The organism is Microbacterium sp. (assembly GCF_046295495.1).
GTDB lineage: Bacteria > Actinomycetota > Actinomycetes > Actinomycetales > Microbacteriaceae > Microbacterium.
The window spans coordinates 1-15,560 of sequence record NZ_JBKBNC010000054.1 but is presented as its reverse complement, the minus strand read 5'-3'; the positions used below and the strand labels follow the sequence as shown (position 1 = coordinate 15,560).

12 protein-coding genes and 1 pseudogene are annotated in these 15,560 nt (G+C 73.1%); 3 read left to right on the top strand and 10 right to left on the bottom strand.

The window, feature by feature from the left end; genetic code table 11:
• Nucleotides 1-359 precede the first annotated feature (359 nt).
• Nucleotides 360-1,904 carry a deoxyguanosinetriphosphate triphosphohydrolase family protein gene (locus ACK4LS_RS13520; protein ID WP_409718209.1) on the top strand — a complete coding sequence of 515 codons (1,545 nt, stop codon included), beginning with the start codon at nucleotides 360-362 and terminating at the stop codon, nucleotides 1,902-1,904.
• 188 nt (nucleotides 1,905-2,092) lie between these two features.
• On the opposite strand, the gene ACK4LS_RS13515 is transcribed toward ACK4LS_RS13520, so the two are convergent.
• The 5 genes from ACK4LS_RS13515 to ACK4LS_RS13495 form a co-directional block, all read right to left on the bottom strand.
• Nucleotides 2,093-3,175 carry an SDR family oxidoreductase gene (locus ACK4LS_RS13515; RefSeq protein ID WP_409718206.1) on the bottom strand — a complete coding sequence of 361 codons (1,083 nt, stop codon included), beginning with the start codon at nucleotides 3,173-3,175 and terminating at the stop codon, nucleotides 2,093-2,095.
• Nucleotides 3,176-3,526: 351 nt separating this feature from the next.
• Nucleotides 3,527-5,038 (bottom strand): L-arabinose isomerase, encoded by a 1,512-nt coding sequence (gene araA / locus ACK4LS_RS13510; RefSeq protein ID WP_409718203.1) that lies wholly within the window; start codon nucleotides 5,036-5,038, stop codon nucleotides 3,527-3,529.
• Between the two features lie 20 nt (nucleotides 5,039-5,058).
• A complete protein-coding gene (locus tag ACK4LS_RS13505; protein WP_409718200.1) occupies nucleotides 5,059-6,630 on the bottom strand; it encodes a xylulokinase in 1,572 nt (523 codons plus the stop codon).
• Nucleotides 6,627-7,343, bottom strand: coding sequence for an L-ribulose-5-phosphate 4-epimerase (locus ACK4LS_RS13500; protein ID WP_409718197.1), 717 nt, complete (start codon nucleotides 7,341-7,343; stop codon nucleotides 6,627-6,629). Before ACK4LS_RS13500 ends, ACK4LS_RS13505 begins: the two co-directional genes overlap by 4 nt.
• A 125-nt stretch (nucleotides 7,344-7,468) precedes the next feature.
• Nucleotides 7,469-8,437: a LacI family DNA-binding transcriptional regulator gene (locus tag ACK4LS_RS13495; RefSeq protein ID WP_409718194.1), complete on the bottom strand. Its 969-nt coding sequence runs from the start codon at nucleotides 8,435-8,437 to the stop codon at nucleotides 7,469-7,471.
• Between the two features lie 66 nt (nucleotides 8,438-8,503).
• On the opposite strand from ACK4LS_RS13495, the gene ACK4LS_RS13490 reads away from it, so the two are divergent.
• Nucleotides 8,504-9,259, top strand: coding sequence for a hypothetical protein (locus ACK4LS_RS13490; protein ID WP_409718191.1), 756 nt, complete (start codon nucleotides 8,504-8,506; stop codon nucleotides 9,257-9,259).
• A 77-nt stretch (nucleotides 9,260-9,336) separates the two neighbouring features.
• Here the strand turns inward: ACK4LS_RS13490 and ACK4LS_RS13485 are convergent, their stop codons facing one another.
• The 5 genes and pseudogenes from ACK4LS_RS13485 to ACK4LS_RS13465 form a co-directional block, all read right to left on the bottom strand.
• Nucleotides 9,337-9,546, bottom strand: a complete 210-nt coding sequence (locus ACK4LS_RS13485) for a hypothetical protein (protein ID WP_409718188.1) — start codon at nucleotides 9,544-9,546, stop codon at nucleotides 9,337-9,339.
• Nucleotides 9,547-9,688: 142 nt separating this feature from the next.
• Nucleotides 9,689-11,080: a xylulokinase gene (locus tag ACK4LS_RS13480; protein WP_409718185.1), complete on the bottom strand. Its 1,392-nt coding sequence runs from the start codon at nucleotides 11,078-11,080 to the stop codon at nucleotides 9,689-9,691.
• 151 nt (nucleotides 11,081-11,231) lie between these two features.
• Nucleotides 11,232-12,416, bottom strand: a pseudogene (xylA, locus tag ACK4LS_RS13475) (xylose isomerase); the annotation flags it as partial.
• 103 nt (nucleotides 12,417-12,519) lie between these two features.
• Nucleotides 12,520-13,416, bottom strand: a complete 897-nt coding sequence (locus ACK4LS_RS13470; RefSeq protein WP_409718182.1) for a lipase family alpha/beta hydrolase — start codon at nucleotides 13,414-13,416, stop codon at nucleotides 12,520-12,522.
• A 149-nt stretch (nucleotides 13,417-13,565) separates the two neighbouring features.
• Entirely contained in the window at nucleotides 13,566-14,051 is a 486-nt protein-coding gene (locus tag ACK4LS_RS13465; protein ID WP_409718179.1) for a glutathione peroxidase, read from the bottom strand.
• 265 nt (nucleotides 14,052-14,316) lie between these two features.
• Between ACK4LS_RS13465 and ACK4LS_RS13460 the strand changes: the two genes are divergently transcribed.
• A complete protein-coding gene (locus ACK4LS_RS13460; protein WP_409718176.1) occupies nucleotides 14,317-15,477 on the top strand; it encodes an ROK family protein in 1,161 nt (386 codons plus the stop codon).
• The last annotated feature ends 83 nt before the right edge of the window (nucleotides 15,478-15,560 follow it).

Sequence of the window (15,560 nt, the reverse complement as noted above, 5' to 3'; positions counted from 1 at the left end):
CGGGGCGGGGCCGCGGGCGAGGCGGGCCGCGGGCGCGGGGCGGGGCCGCGGCCCCACCGGAGCCGCGTGCACGACTCCGGCGGAAACGGCACCCTCCGCCCCTCCCGCCCACCTGGTGTCCATTTCCGCCGGAGCCATGCGTGCTCACGGCCGCCTCCCGTCCTCAGCGGCCGCGACCGAACGGCCGGCACCCCGCGCGCACGACTCCTGCAGACGGCGTCGCACGACCCGATCAGCCCCGCGAAGGCCCGCATGTGCAGGAGTCGTGCGCGGGCGAGGCACCCGGCCGGCTCCGGCGCACGGTCGTTCGGCATCGGCGTTAGCGTTGAGCAACGCCATCGACGCCGCGAGAGGACCCGATGACCCTGCCCAACGAGACCGTGCCACCCGCCGAGAACTCCCCCGCGCGTGCGGGCCGCGCGGTCGGCAATCCGGCATCCCGGATGTTCCCCGATCGCGACGACGCGCACGCCGACCCGTGGTCGATCGACCTCGAACGCGTGCAGTTCTCACCGTACTTCTCGCGCCTGTCGGCGGTGACGCAGGTGGTGTCGCCCTCCATCTCGGGCGCCCCCGTGCACAACCGCCTCACCCACACGCTCAAGGTCAGCGCGATCGCCCGCGTCGTCGCCCTGCAGCTGAACACGCGCTCGCGCGAAGCGGGCGAGGGTGACGTGTGCAACGCCACGGTCGTCGAGGCCGCGGCCTACGCGCACGACCTCGGCCACCCGCCGTTCGGCCACCTCGGCGAGTCGACGCTCGACCGCCTCGCGCGCGACGAGCTGGGGCTTGCGGACGGCTTCGAGGGCAACGCCCAGACCTACCGCATCCTCACCGCCCTCGACGTGATCGAGACGGCTCCGCACGGACTCAACCTCACCGCCGCGGTGCGCACGGCCTCGGCGAAGTACCCGTGGGCGCCGTCGGTCGAGGCCGCCGACGTCGAGCGCATCGGCCCGCCCCGCGGCATCCGTCGCTCGCCCGACGGCGCGTACCGGGTGCACAAGTACTCGGCCTACGACCTCGACCTCGACGACCTCGACGAGGCCCGCCGGGGAGTGGATGCCGAGCCCCTGCGCCAGAGCATCGAGGGCGCCGTGATGGACCTCGCCGACGACATCGCCTACTCGGTGCACGACGTCGACGACTTCTACCGCGCGGGGATCCTCGACCACGCGCCCATCGCGGCGGAGTTCCGCGGCTGGCTCGACGATGTGCTCGAGTGGCGCTCGCGCGACGACGCCGAGGTGCGCGCAGAGCTCGCCCCCGGGGCGGGCCTGGAGCGCCTGCGGCGCAAGATGCGCCGCGACGACCCCTGGATCGCCGACGACGAGGCCTTCCTCGCGGCCGTGAGCGACGTGGATGCCGAGATGGTCACCGACCTGCTCGCCCGCCCGTTCGACGGCTCGCTGACGGCGGAGCGCCGACTGGCCGTCTTCACCGATCGCTGGATCCGCCGGTTCCAGGAGTCGGCGCGCCTGCGCCCGCTCGACACCCCGCGCGCCGGCCCGGTCGTGCTGTCGCCCTGGGCCTGGCATCACGTGGAGGTGTTGAAGTTCGTGCACAAGCGGTTCGTGCTGAGCCGCCCCGACCTCGCGATCCAGCAGCGCGGTATGAGCCGCATCCTGGCCCGTTCGGTGCGCGCCCTCGGCGAGTGGCTCGACGACGACCTCGACCGCGCGCGCACCCCGCGGCGCCTGCGCGAGCTCATCGCGCTGGCCCGCGAGCAGTACGCGGTCCTGCCCTCCGAGCGGCGCCCCTCGGATGCCGAGGCCGAGACGCTCGCGCGCTCGCGCGGCATCATCGACTACGTCGCCTCGCTCACCGATTCGCAGGCGTTCGCGCTGTCGGAGGCGATCTCCGGTCGCGCCGACCGGCTGTGGGCGCTGGGGCAGCGGTTGTAGGAGCGCCCGCGGAGGCCCGGGCGCGTGTCGGGGCGATGGACGCGGCCCGGGGCTGCATCGATCGCCCCGGGCCACGCGCGCTCGGAGGGCCTCCGCTCGGGGCGGGAGACCGCGCCCGAACGGGCGTCTCCGCGCTCCACCCCGCCGCGGCTGCCCGAGGAGGCGGCCCGGATGCCGCGGGGGCGCGCTCAGGGAATGAGACGCGCGGCGCGGTACCGCTCGAAGAGGCGGGTGAAGGAGTCGCGCGTGCGGTGGTGCTCGGTGAAACCGGCGAGCCGGCTCTTCGACATGTCGGTCATCACCTCGATGTCGCGCCCCAGGTCGGCATCCGTGTGCCACCACGAGGCCACGCGGGCGATGTCGGGCTCGACGAGACCGTGCTGCGCGACGATCTCCGCCCACGCCGGTGCCGCATCGGCCATCTGCTGTCCGAACGGGCGCGGTGCGGTGTCGAAGCCCTCCGCCTCCACACCCAGGTCGGCGGCGATGCGCGGCCACATCCACCGCCAGCGGAAGACGTCTCCGTTGGCCGTGTTGAACGCCTCGTCGGCCCCCTCGGGGTGCGTGGCGGCCCAGACCATCTGGTCGGCCAGCAGGTCGGCATCCGTCACGTCGGTCAGGCCGTTCCACTGCGTCTCGCTGCCGGGGAAGACCAGGGGGCGACCGGTGTGGCGGCTGATGGCCGCGGCCACCGCGATGGTGAGGCCCATGTTCATCGCGTTGCCGACGGCGTGCCCCAGCACCGTGTGCGAGCGGTGCACCGACCAGGTGAACCCCTGACGCGCTGCAGCGGCGAAGAGCTCGTCCTCCTGCGCGTAGTAGAAGTTGTCGACGTCGAGCCGCGGCTCGTCCTCGTGGAACGGCGTGTCGGGCATGGTGCCCTGGCCGTAGGCCTCGAAAGGTCCGAGGTAGTGCTTGAGCCCGGTCATCAACGCCACGTGGCGCACGGGCGCCTCGGTGAGCGCGGCGAGCAGATCGCGGACCATGCCGCCGTTCACGGCGATGTTCTCGGCCTCGGTGTCCTGTCGCGACCACGCCGTGAAGAACACGTGCGTGACGGGGACGTCCCGCAGGGCGGTGCGCAGCGCGTCGGGTGAGCGCAGGTCGGCGGAGCGCCAGGTGACACCGGAGCGCTCCGCGCCGGGCCGGCGGGACAGGGCCGTCACCGCCCATCCGTCGGCGGAGAGACGGTCGAGGAGGGCGCCGCCGGCGATACCGGTGGCACCGACCACGAGGGCGTGCGAGGAGTCAGTCAAAACGGTCTTTCCCATCGATTGCGTGAATGCACGCCAACGACGGCCCCGCGGCGCGTATTCCGCGACGGGCACCGGATGCCGCGGCATCCCCGTCTCGACGGCGCGGGCGCAGCCGCCCCGAGCCGCACGGAAGACACGCTCCTCCGACCCCCGCACCCGCACCCGCCGCACCCGGACCGCACCCGCACCCGGGAACAGGAAATGCCCCGGAACCGCCGCAGCCCACCGCTGCGGAGATTCCGGGGCACGATCCGTGCACCGGGGCGATCATCGATCTCCACGATGCACGGGACGCGTCCCGAGCGAACGGGGCGCGTACATCCGGCACCGCCCCCGGATCGGCGGACGATCCGAGGACGGCGGGTCTTACAGGCCCTGGGCCAGGCGGTAGTACGCCTGGTTCCAGCGCAGCTCGCTCTGGAAACCGCGGACCGTGGTCTCGTCGTCGATGACGACGAGCTCGGTCTTGGCGATCTCGGCGAAGTCGCGGAACACCTCGATGCCGACGGCCGTCGTCATGACGGTGTGGTGCGCCGCACCCGCGGCCAGCCAGCACGCGGCCGAGGTCGCGAAGTCGGGAGCGGGCTTCCACACCGCGCGCCCCACGGGCAGCTTCGGCAGGTCGGGGGCCTCGACGTTCTCGACGACGTTGGCGGTGAGGCGGAAGCGGTCGCGCATGTCGCTCAGCGCGACGACCAGCGCGGGGCCCGGGTCGGCGGTGAAGACCAGGCGCACCGGGTCGTCCTTGCCGCCGATGCCCAGCTCGTGGATCTCGAGGCGGGGCTTGGCCGTGGTCAGCGAGGGCGAGACCTCGAGCATGTGCGCGCCGAGGATGCGCTCGGAGCCGGGGACGAGGTCGTAGGTGTAGTCCTCCATGAGCGAGGCGCCGCCGGGCAGGCCCGCACCCATGACGTTCGCGACGCGCACGAGGATCGCGGTCTTCCAGTCGCCCTCGGCGCCGAAGCCGTAGCCCTCGGCCATCAGGCGCTGCACCGCGAGACCGGGGAGCTGCTTGAGCGCACCGAGGTCTTCGAACGAGGTGGTGAAGGCGCCGAAGCCGCCCTCCTCGAGGAACGAGCGCAGGCCCAGCTCGATCGCCGCGCCGTCGCGCAGCGACTGATGGCGCGCGCCGCCGGGAAGGAGCTCCTCGACGACCTCGTAGCTGTCGATGTACTCCTGGACGAGCGCGTCGACATCGGCATCCGAGGCGTTCTCGACGGCCTCGACGAGCTCGTTGACGCCCCAGGTGTTGACCTGCACGCCGAAGCGCAGCTCGGCCTCGGTCTTGTCGCCCTCGGTGACGGCGACGAAGCGCATGTTGTCGCCGAAGCGCGCGAGCTTGAGGGTGCGGGCGGCGGTCCAGCCGGCGGCGGCGCGCTCCCAGTCCTCGATCTGCTGTCGCACGGCCGGGTTCGACACGTGGCCGACGACCGTCTTGCGCGAGACGCCGAGCCGCGTCTGGATGTACCCGAACTCGCGGTCGCCGTGGGCGGCCTGGTTGAGGTTCATGAAGTCGAAGTCGATGTCGTTCCACGGCAGCTCGACGTTGGCCTGCGTGTGCAGGTGCAGCAGCGGCTTCTGCAGGGCGTCGAGCCCGGCGATCCACATCTTCGCGGGGCTGAAGGTGTGCATCCACGCGATCACACCGATGACGTCGTCGCGACCGTTGATCTCCAGCGCCATGCGGCGGATGCTGTCGGAGTCCTTCAGCACGGGCTTCCAGACGACCTTCACGGGCAGGCCGTTCAGGCCCTCCACGACGGCCTGCGATTGCTCGGCGACCTGCTTCAGGGTCTCTTCGCCGTAGAGGTTCTGGCTGCCGGTGACGAACCAGACCTCGTAGCCGTCGAGGTCGTTCTTCAGGGGGGTGCGGGTCATGACGGGTCCTTTTCGGGTGATCAGAGGGATGCCACGGCGGCGGCCTCGACGGCGAGCCCGGCGCGGTAGCGGTCGAGGTAGGTCGAGAAGCCGGCGACGTCGGCGGGGTCGGGGTCTGCCGTGGTGATCGGCGCGTCGGCGAAGACCGCCTCGCGCAGGTAGGCGTCGAGATCGCGATCGGAGTCGTCGACGGCGTAGGCGGCGAGCACGGCCATACCCCACGCGCCGCCCTCCGAGGCGGTCTCGGCGACGGCCACGGGGGCGTCGAGCGCCGCGGCGAGGAAGCGCTGGGCGACCCCGGCTGTGCGGAACATCCCGCCGTGCGCGTACATCTTGTCGAGGGCGACGCCCTCGCCGTGCAGCACGTCCATGCCGAGCGCGAGGGTGCCGAAGACGCCGTAGAGCTGCGCGCGCATGAAGTTCGGCAGCGTGAGGCGACTGTCGGGCGTGCGCACGACGAGCGGGCGCCCCTCGTCGAGACCCGCGATGGGCTCCCCGGCGAGATGGTTGTACGCCAGCAGCCCACCGGCGTCGGCCTCTCCCGACAGCGCCGCCGAGAACAGCGTCGCATAGGTGGCATCCGGGGTCACGGGCGAGCCCGCCGCGGAGGCGAAGGCGGTGAACATGTTCGCCCAGGCCGCGAGTTCGCTCGCGCCGTTGTTGCAGTGAACCATGGCCACCGCGTCGCCCGAGGGCGTCGTGACGAGGTCGAGCTCGTGGTGCACCTGGGCCAGCGGGCGCTCGAGCACGACCATCGCGAAGATGCTCGTGCCGGCGCTGACGTTGCCGGTGCGCGGAGCGACGGCTCCGGTGGCGACCATGCCGGTGCCCGCGTCGCCCTCGGGCGGGGCGAAGGGGATGCCGGGACGCAGGGTTCCGCTCTCGTCGAGCAGGGCCGCACCCTCGGCGGTGAGGTTCCCGGCGACGGCGCCCGCGGCGAGCGCCTGCGGGAGCAGCTCGCGCAGCGCCGGCACACGGCCGTCGGCGAGGGCGTCGTAGCGCGAGACCAGCTCGGCGTCGTAGTCGCGGGTCGCGGAGTCGATCGGGAACATGCCCGACGCGTCGCCGACGCCGAGCACCTTCTCGCCCGTGAGCTTCCAGTGGACGTACCCGGCCAACGTGGTGAGGAAGCGGATCTCGGGCACGTGGGGCTCGGCATCCACGACCGCCTGGTGCAGGTGGGCGATCGACCAGCGGAGCGGGATGTTCACGCCCAGCAGCTCGGAGAGCTCGGTGGCGGCCACGCCGGTGTTGGTGTTGCGCCACGTGCGGAACGGGGCCAGCAGCTCGCCGTCGGCGTCGAACGCGAGGTAGCCGTGCATCATCGCCGAGACGCCCATCGCGGCGTAGCGCTCGGGCGTGACGCCGTACCGCTGCCGCACGTCGGCGACCAGCTCGGCGTAAGCGGACCGCAGGCCCGACCACACGGCATCCAGCGAGTAGGTCCACAACTTGTCGGCGTAGACGTTCTCCCACTCGTGGGAGCCGACCGCGAGCACCTCGGCGTCGGGGCCGATCAGGCACGCCTTGATGCGGGTGGAGCCGAGTTCGATGCCGAGCGATGCTCGGCCCTCGGTGATCAGGGCGTTCATCGGCGGTCGTCCGTGCTCTGTCCGTAGACGTTCTGGTAGCGGTTGTAGAGGGCGTCGATCTTGTCCTGCGGGATCGGGATGAGGGGGCCGGCTTCGCGCGCGATGTGCACGGTGCGGGCGACGTCTTCGAGCATGACGGCGGCCTTCACTGCGTCCTTCGCGTTCGTGCCGATCGTGAAGGGGCCGTGGTTCTGCATGATCACGCCGCGCGAGCGGTGGCCGCGCAGGGTCTCGACGATGCCCCGGCCGATCGAGTCGTCGCCGATGATGGCGAAGGGGCCGACCGGGATGGGGCCGCCGAACTCGTCGGCCATCGCCGTGATGACGCAGGGGATCTCCTCGCCCCGGGCCGCCCACGCGACGCCGTAGGTGGAGTGGGTGTGCACGACACCGCCGACCTCGGGCATGTTGCGGTACACGTACGCGTGCGCGGCGGTGTCGCTCGAGGGGCTGCGCTCGGAGCCGGGGGTGCCGGGGATGGCGTTGCCGTCGAGGTCGCAGAGGATCATGTTCTCAGGCGCCAGGTCGTCGTACGAGACACCCGAGGGCTTGATGACGAACAGGTCGGCGCCGGGGACGCGACCCGAGACGTTGCCGCCGGTCCAGACGATGAGGTTGTAGCGCACGAGCTCGGCGTGCAGTTTCGCGACGTCGGCGCGGACGGCGTCGATCGCCTCCTGCAGCTCGGGCGCGAACGTGGCGGCATCGGACACGCGGGTCTCCTTCGACGGTGGTTCGGATGGCGGGCGCGAGGCGCTCGATACGTAATGTTACCGGTAACATCGCAATCTCGCGACCCCGGATGCCGCGGGACCGACGCCATCGCCGGGAATCCCCGTCAGCGCGGCGGTGCCGTGGAGGCGCGGGGCACGAGCACCGGGTCCGCGGGCGGCACCGGATCCTCGCCGAGCACGTGCGCGACGGCCTCCTCCGCCTCCCCCTCGACGTCGAGGCGCACCGTGGTGAGCGCCGGCGCGTAGAAGGCGGCATCCGGATTGTCGTCGAAGCCGGTGACCGAGACGTCACCGGGCACGCTCACTCCGCGGGTGGAGAGTCCCGCCATGAGCCCGAGCGCCATCTGGTCGTTGGCGACGGCGACGGCCGTGGCCCCCTCGCGCACCCGATCGACGACGACTGCGGCGAGCGCCGACCCCGACGCCGCGCTCCAGTCCCCGTCGAGGCGATCGACCCGTTCGAGCGCGCGTCGCCGCACGCCGTCGGCGACCCCGTCCCGTCGGGCCAGGGACTCCCGCCAGTCGGCGGGGCCGCCGAGTTCGACCAGGCGGCGGTGTCCGAGGTCGGCGAGGTGGTCCACGACGAGGGCGGCCGCGGCCCGCTGGCGCATGCCGGATTCGCCGTACAGCGGCACGATCGGCACGTCGTAGCCCGCGAGAGGGGTCGCCCCGTGCGCGGCGACGAGCACGATCCCGTCGACTCCCTGATCGAGCAGGTGCTGCACGGCCGCATCGATGTCGGCCGGGTCGTCGGAGTCGGTGTAGGCGGTCGTGATCCACCGGCCACGCGCCCGCGCGGCGCGCTCGAGGGCGGCGATACCCGCCGCGGGCCCGTGCAGCACGGCATCGGATGCCACGACGCCCACCGTGCGGGTGAGGCTCGTTCCGAGCGCGCGGGCGGCGTTGTTCACGCGGTAGTCAAGGGCGGCGACCGCGTCGAGCACACGCTCACGTGTCGCGTCGCGGATGCCGGCATAGCCGTTGAGCACGCGCGACACCGTCTGCGTCGAGACGCCCGCGGCGGCGGCGACCTCGCGCACGCCGATGCGCTTGCCCCCGATCTCGCCGCTCATGGTCCCTCACAGTAGCGGCGCGCAACCCCCTCGGCGTGCGACCGGTCGACGCGGTGCGATGGCGGCATGACCCCGGGCACCCGCATCCCCCGCCTCCCGAGCAGCCCCGTGGCCCGCACGATCGGCGCGGCCCTCGAGGGCGTGTTCGCCCTGATGCGCCGACTCCGGGCCCCGCGACCGATCCACAGCCGCGGGGTTGTCCTGAGCGGGAGCATGACGTGGATCCCGGATGCCGCACCCTCCGGCCTGTCGTGGATCGACGAGCCCCCTCCCTCCCCGGCGCCGGTGGTGGCCCGCGTCTCGCGCTCGCTGGGTCTGCCGGCGCCCCTGCCCGACATCATCGGCCTCGCCCTGCGCGTCGACGCGGACGGGCGTCCCGCCGACATCGAGTTCGCCTCCACCGGGTGGCACGTGCCCGGACGCTTCGCGCTCGCCGTGCACCGACGGGCGGAACGCGCTCGATTCGGTGTTCTGCTGCCCTATCGCGGGCGGCGGGGGCCCGTGCTCCTGGCCGCGCGGACCCGCTCGGGTCGGCCGCCGGCGACGGATCCGCGCGAGCTCCCCGACGCCGACGACACCGTCTGGACCCTCACGATGGGCCACGCGACGGCGTGGGGACCCTGGCATCCGTTCGCGATCCTCGAACTGCGCCTCGATCCCGGACAGGACGACCGGGCGCTCCGCTTCGACGCCGTCCGGCGTCCGCTTCCCGGCGCGCGGACGTACGCGTGGGTGCGCGCCGTCCGGCAGCCGTCGTACACGCGGGTGCAGCCGACCGACCCCGACGTACGGATGCCGCGCACGCGGGTCACCGAGGGCTGAGCGGCACCGCTCCCCCGCGGTGCCGGTCGACGCTCCGGTCCGCCGGGCGCGAGCCCGCGATCACCGCGCGTCGCCGTTCAGCCGGCCGCGGCGGGCACGTACCGCGGTACGCCGTCGACCTCGCCGTCGCGGGTCCAGGTCATGCCCTCCGCTTCGATCAGATCGGAGGCGTCGTCGACGTCGACGTCGCGGTGGAAGGAGGGGGCGGACAGCCGGATGCGGACCATGGCGCCACGGTAGAACGCGACGGCACCGCGGTCGACGCTCTTGACGCCGCCTCTGGACACGTGCGCAGGTTCCGCCCTCCCCGCGCTCGCGCGCGGTGCCCGTCCCCCCGCCCGCGAGGGCGCCCGCCGCGGGCGGCGCGTCGAGGCGATGAACGGCGGTTCCGCCGGCGGGCGATGAGGCAGGGCCCGTCGGCGGGCGCCGTCACTCCCCCGCGCGCAACCCCGCCACCACGTCGTACCGCTGACGGATCTCGGGACGGTGGTCGGCGTCCACCGCGCGCGTCGTCGCGACGGCCCAGTCGACCGGACCCCCCGCGAGCACGCCCGCGGCCTGCCGGGCGGCGCCGAGAGCGACGTACTCGCCCGCGGCGGGCACGACGATCTCGGCGTCGAACACCTGCGCGGCGATGCGCGCGACGCCCTCGTTCGCCGCAGCCCCGCCGATGAGCAGGATGCGCCGCACCTCGACGCCCTGCGCCTGGATCGCCTCGAGCCCCACCGCGAGCCCGCTCAGCATGCCCTCGATCGCCGCCCGGGCGAAGTTCGCACGGGTCGTTGACGCCAGAGTCAGACCCGTCAGCGAGGCCTGCGCGTGCGGCAGGTTCGGCGTGCGCTCGCCCTCAAACCACGGCACCAGCACGACGCCGCCCGCGCCGGGTTCGGCCTCGAGGGCGAGCGCACCGAGCTCGTCGTGCGAGACGCCGAGCAGGCCCGCGAAGGCGTCGAGCACGCGGGCGGCGTTGAGGGTCGCGACCAGCGGGAGGAACTTCCCGGTCGCGTCGGCGAACCCGGCCACGGTGCCGGTGGTGTCGCGCGTGGGCGCATCGGCCACGGCGAACACCGTGCCCGAGGTGCCGAGCGACACGACGACGTCGCCGACCCCCGCGCCCAGCCCGAGGGCGGCGCCGGCGTTGTCTCCGGCCCCGGGGCCCACGAGAGCACCGCCGGGCAGGGTGCCGGCGCTCTCCCACGGGCCGAGCACGCGCGGACGCACGGCGTCGTGCCCGAGCGCACGGGTGAACAGATCGAGGTCGTAGCCGTCGGCGCCCCAGTACGCGGTGCCGGACGCGTCGGAGCGGTCGGTGATGAGCTCCTGAAGCACCGCGTTGCCCGGGCCGAATCCGCGCAGGCGCCAGGTGAGCCAGTCGTGCGGCAGCGCGACGGCGGCCACGCGCGCGGCGTTGTCGGGCTCGGCATCCCGCAGCCACCGCAGTTTCGTGCCGGTGAAGGAAGCAACCGGGACGGCTCCCGTGCGCTCGGCGTAGGCGCCGGCGCCCACCTCGCCGATGAGGTCGCGCGCGGCCTGCGCCGAACGGGTGTCGTTCCACAGCAGCGCATCGCGGATCACCGCGCCGTCGGCGTCGAGCACGACCATGCCGTGCTGCTGACCCGCGATCGAGACCGCCGCGACGTCGTCGAAACCGCCGGCCTGCGCGATGGCATCCTGCAGCGCGACCAACCAGGCCTCGGGGTCGACCGAGGTGCCCGCGGGATGCGAGGCGCGTCCCTCGCGCACCACGCGACCGCTCTCGGCGTCGACGACGACGACCTTGCACGACTGCGTCGACGAATCGACTCCCATGACGAGCGCCATGCTCACTCCTTCTGTGTGCGCCGCGCCGGTGCGGCATCCCGTTCAGTGTCCAAGACACGCCGTCTCACCCGGGGGCGATGCGGCGTGTCTTGGACACTCGACGGAAGGGAAGGGGGCCGGGTGGCGGGGCATCCCGGCCCCCGCCGACGCAGCGCGCGCCGAGCAGGTGCTCGGTGGCGAGCTGCTGCAGACGCACGAATCCGAAGCCCTTACCGCCGAGGTAGGCGTCGGTGTCGAAGTCCTCGTAGGCCGAGCGGTCGGCGAGGAAGTCGTCGTAGGTCTCGCCCTCGTTCAGCGTGGGCTGCGCGAGCTCGGCGACCTTGGCGGCCTCGAGCGCCTCCTGCACCTCGGGGTCGGCGCGGAAGGCCGCGGCCCGCTCCTTGAGCAGCAGGTAGGTGTTCATGTTGGCCGAGACCGAGTCCCAGACGCCCGTCTCGTCTTCGGTGCGCGAGGGCTTGTAGTCGAAGTGGCGCGGGCCGTCGTAAGCCGGCACGCCGCCGGGGCCGCCGTTCTCGAGCAGGTCGACGAGCGCGAAGGCGTTGTGCAGGTCGCCGTGACCGAAGACGAGGTCCTGGTCGTACTTGATGCCGCGCTGGCCGTTGAGGTCGATGTGGAAGAGCTTGCCGTGGTACAGCGCCTGCGCGATGCCGGCGGCGAAGTTCAGACCCGCCATCTGCTCGTGGCCGACCTCGGGGTTCAGGCCCACGAGCTCGGGGCGCTCGAGCGAGTCGATGAAGGCGATCGCGTGACCGAGCGTCGGCAGCAGGATGTCGCCGCGGGGCTCGTTCGGCTTGGGCTCGATGGCGAAGCGGATGTCGTAGCCCTTGTCGGTGACGTAGTCGCCGAGGAGGTTGACGGCCTCGCGGTAGCGCTCGAGGGCCTGACGGATGTCCTTCGCGGAGTCGTACTCGGCGCCCTCGCGGCCGCCCCACATGACGAAGGTCTGTGCGCCGAGCTCGGCGGCGAGGTCGAGGTTGCGCAGCACCTTGCGGAGGGCGAAACGACGCACCTGACGGTCGTTCGAGGTGAAGCCGCCGTCCTTGAACACGGGGGCCGAGAAGAGGTTGGTGGTGACCATCGGCGTGATGATGCCGGTGTCCTTCATCGCGCCCTTGAGGCGGTCGATCTGCGTCTGACGCTCGGCGTCGGTCGACCCGAAGGCGAAGAGGTCGTCGTCGTGGAACGTCAGGCCGTAGGCGCCGAGCTCGGCGAGCTTCTCGACGACGTGCACGACGTCGAGGGGCTCGCGCGTCGGGCCGCCGAAGGGGTCGGTTCCGTTGTAGCCGACGGTCCAGAGTCCGAACGAGAACTTGTCATCGCGGGTGGGGGTGGGCATTCCTGCTCCTTCGCATGGAGACGCACGAGTGCGCGGTCACGCACGGCGGGTTTGTTGGTGCTCACAACATATACCGCGGATGCCGCGGCGTCCAGCCCCCTCGTCAGAGTCCGAGCGCGTCGTCGATCACCGCGAACACCGCGGGGTCCCACGTCAGCGCACGCTCCCACGGCAACCCGAACGCCTCGGCGAAGAAGATGCTGTGCACGTGGTCGGGGAAGGAGTGCCGCTCGACGCGGGGCAGCACCGCGGCGGGCACCTCGTCGGCGCGACCGCTGGTCATCGAGACGAGACCGTCGTGCGGCCAGAGCTGCACCGGCTCGGCCGCGGCGGCGAAGTATCCCGCACCGATCGCCGTCACCGGGATGTCGTCGAGCACCCCCGTTTGCGCGTCGTTCCAGCGGCGCAGGAACCGGCGCGACACCTCGTCGGCAGCACCCTGGGAGTTCGCGCCGGCATAGGGGCGCGCCTCGGCGAAGATCTGCAGCGTGGCCGGGTCGCCGTGCGCGTCGTCGTCGGTGATCTCGTCGTCCAGCAGGTCGCCGAGCACCGACCCGTCCCACGGGGTGCCGAGGGTCACGAGGCGATCGATGCGCGGACCGTCACCGCCCAGCTCGCGGATCGCCGCGCGGGAGAAGAGCCCGCCCATCGAGTGACCGACGAGGTCGACGCGGCTCACCCCCTCGTCCGCGGCGAGGCGCCGCAGGAACCCGGCGAGCGCGACCCCGGCGTCGTCGACGCGGCCCACGGCGTTGACCGTGACCTCGGCGGGCAGCACGACCGGGACGTCGGCGAAGCCCTGCCACCCGGCATCCTCCCGCACCTCTCCCGGACCGATGCGGGCGGGGGCCGTGAAGACCCGGATGCCACGGTCGAGCAGGTGCGCGCGCAGGGCGGTCATCGTGTTGCCCGCGGCGAGGCCCGACGCGGCCGCGTGCTCCGGGTCGGTGTACGGGGTGACGGCGGCTCCGCCGGAGACGAGGACGACGGCATCGGTCATGGCGCTCAGATTACCGAGTCGCGCCCGCGCGTCGAGTGTCCAAGACTCGCCGTACGCGACACGGCGGATGCGGCGTGTTTTGGACAGTCGAAGGAGAGTCGACGGCGACCCGCGGCACCGGCGCGTCAGCGCGGGAGCGCGGGAGCGCGTCAGCGCGGGAGGGCGTCCTCGATCGCGGCGACCACCTCGGGGGCGTCGGGCAGCGTGCGGGGGCTGAAGCGCGTCACCCGGCCGTCGGGGGCCACGACGAACTTCTCGAAGTTCCACGAGATGCGGCCCGTCTTGCCCTCGGCATCCGGGGTCTGCGTGAGCTCCTTGTAGAGCGGGTGGGCGTTGCGGCCGTTGACCTTGACCTTCTCGGACATCGGGAAGGTCACCCCCCAGGTGGCCGAACAGTACTCGGCGATCTTGTCGTCGTCGCCGAGCTCCTGCAGGAACTGGTTGCTGGGGAAGCCGATCACCGTGAAACCCCGGTCGGCGTACTTCTTGTGCAGCGCCTCGAGCGCCTCGTACTGCGGAGCGAGACCGCAGCGCGAGGCGACGTTCACCACGAGCGCGGCCTTGCCGCCGGTCACCGCGCCGAAGGTGGTCTCTTCGCCGCGGATGGTCGTGAGGGGGATGCCGGAGAGGTCCATGATCCGATCCTGGCACCGCCCGCTTTGCCCGGGGTGGGAATCGGCTCCTCCGTCCGCCGCATAAACGCGATCCGCGCGCATACACGCGCTCTCATCGCGTTTATGCGCGCGGAGAGCGTTTATGCGTGTGACGGGGCGGGGGCGGCGGGGCGGGGGCGGCGGGGCGGGGCGGCTCGGCGGGGGCGGGCGATCACGCGGGAGACCGGTGCGGGGTCGACGGCGGCGACCGCCGACGTCGACGCCCGGCTCGTGGCACAGTGGTCGGATGGTCACCGCGGGCAGCCGGGGCGACGGCATGCGCCGCGCCAATCTGTCGCTCGTGCTGCGCACGGTGCACCGCGAGGGTCCGCGCTCGCGGGCCGCGCTCACCGAGGCGACGGGCCTGAACCGATCGACGATCGCCGACCTGGTGGGCGAACTGCAGCGCTCCGGACTCGTCGTGGAGCGGGCGTCCGACACCCAGGGCCGGGTGGGACGGCCCTCCCCGATCGTCGAGCCCGACCCGCGGGTGGTCGCGATCGCCGTGAACCCCGAGGTCGACGCCCTCGACGTCGCCGCCGTCAGCCTCGACGGCACGATCGTCGTGCGCGAGCGCATCGAGCAGCGCGAGCTCCTGACCCCCGAGCGCACGGCCGCGCTCGTCGCCCACCGCCTCGCGGACTGGCGGCTCGGCCCCCTCGACGGGCACCGGATCGTCGGCTCGGGTGTCGCCGTCCCCGGCCCCGTGCGCGCCGCCGACGGCGTGGTGCGCGAAGCCCCGCACCTCGGCTGGGCCGAAGCGCGCATCGGCGCGATGCTCGAGGATGCCACCGGCGCGCCGGCCCGCGTCGGCAACGACGCCGCGCTCGGCGCGCTGGCCGAATACCTCTTCGGCGCCGCGCGCGGCTCGCACGACGTCGTGTACCTCAACGGCGGAGCGAGCGGTATCGGCGGGGCCGTGATCGTGGGCGGCGCACCCCTGGGCGGGGCCGGCGGGTACGCCGGGGAGTTCGGACAGAACCGCCCGGGCATCGTCGACCCGCGCGACCGCCGGGCCGACGACGGCGTGCTCGAGGACGAGGTCAGCCGCGCCCTCCTGCTCGACGCGGTCGGGCTCGAGGCGGGCGACGACCAGGCGCTGGCGGCCGCCCTGACCGCGAGCGACGACCCCGCGGTGCGCGCCGAGACCGACCGCCAGCGCCGCATCCTCGCCACCGCCCTCGCCAATGCCGCGAACGTCATGAACCCCGCCGTGATCGTGCTCGGCGGGTTCCTGGCGATCCTCGCCGACCTCGACCTGCCGGGCCTGGATGCCGCCGTCCGGGCGCAGACGATGCCCGCGTGCGCCGAGGGCCTGCGCCTCGCGGGCGCCGAGCTCGGGGAGAACCGCCTGCTCGTCGGGGCCGCCGAGGCGGTGTTCGAGGCCGCGCTGTTCCCCGGTCGCTGAGCGCGCGAGCCCGGGCTGGGCGCGGGAAAGGGCTCGGCGCGCGGGCCGAGCGCGCGGCGCCGGCGCCGCGGCGGTGTCGGCGC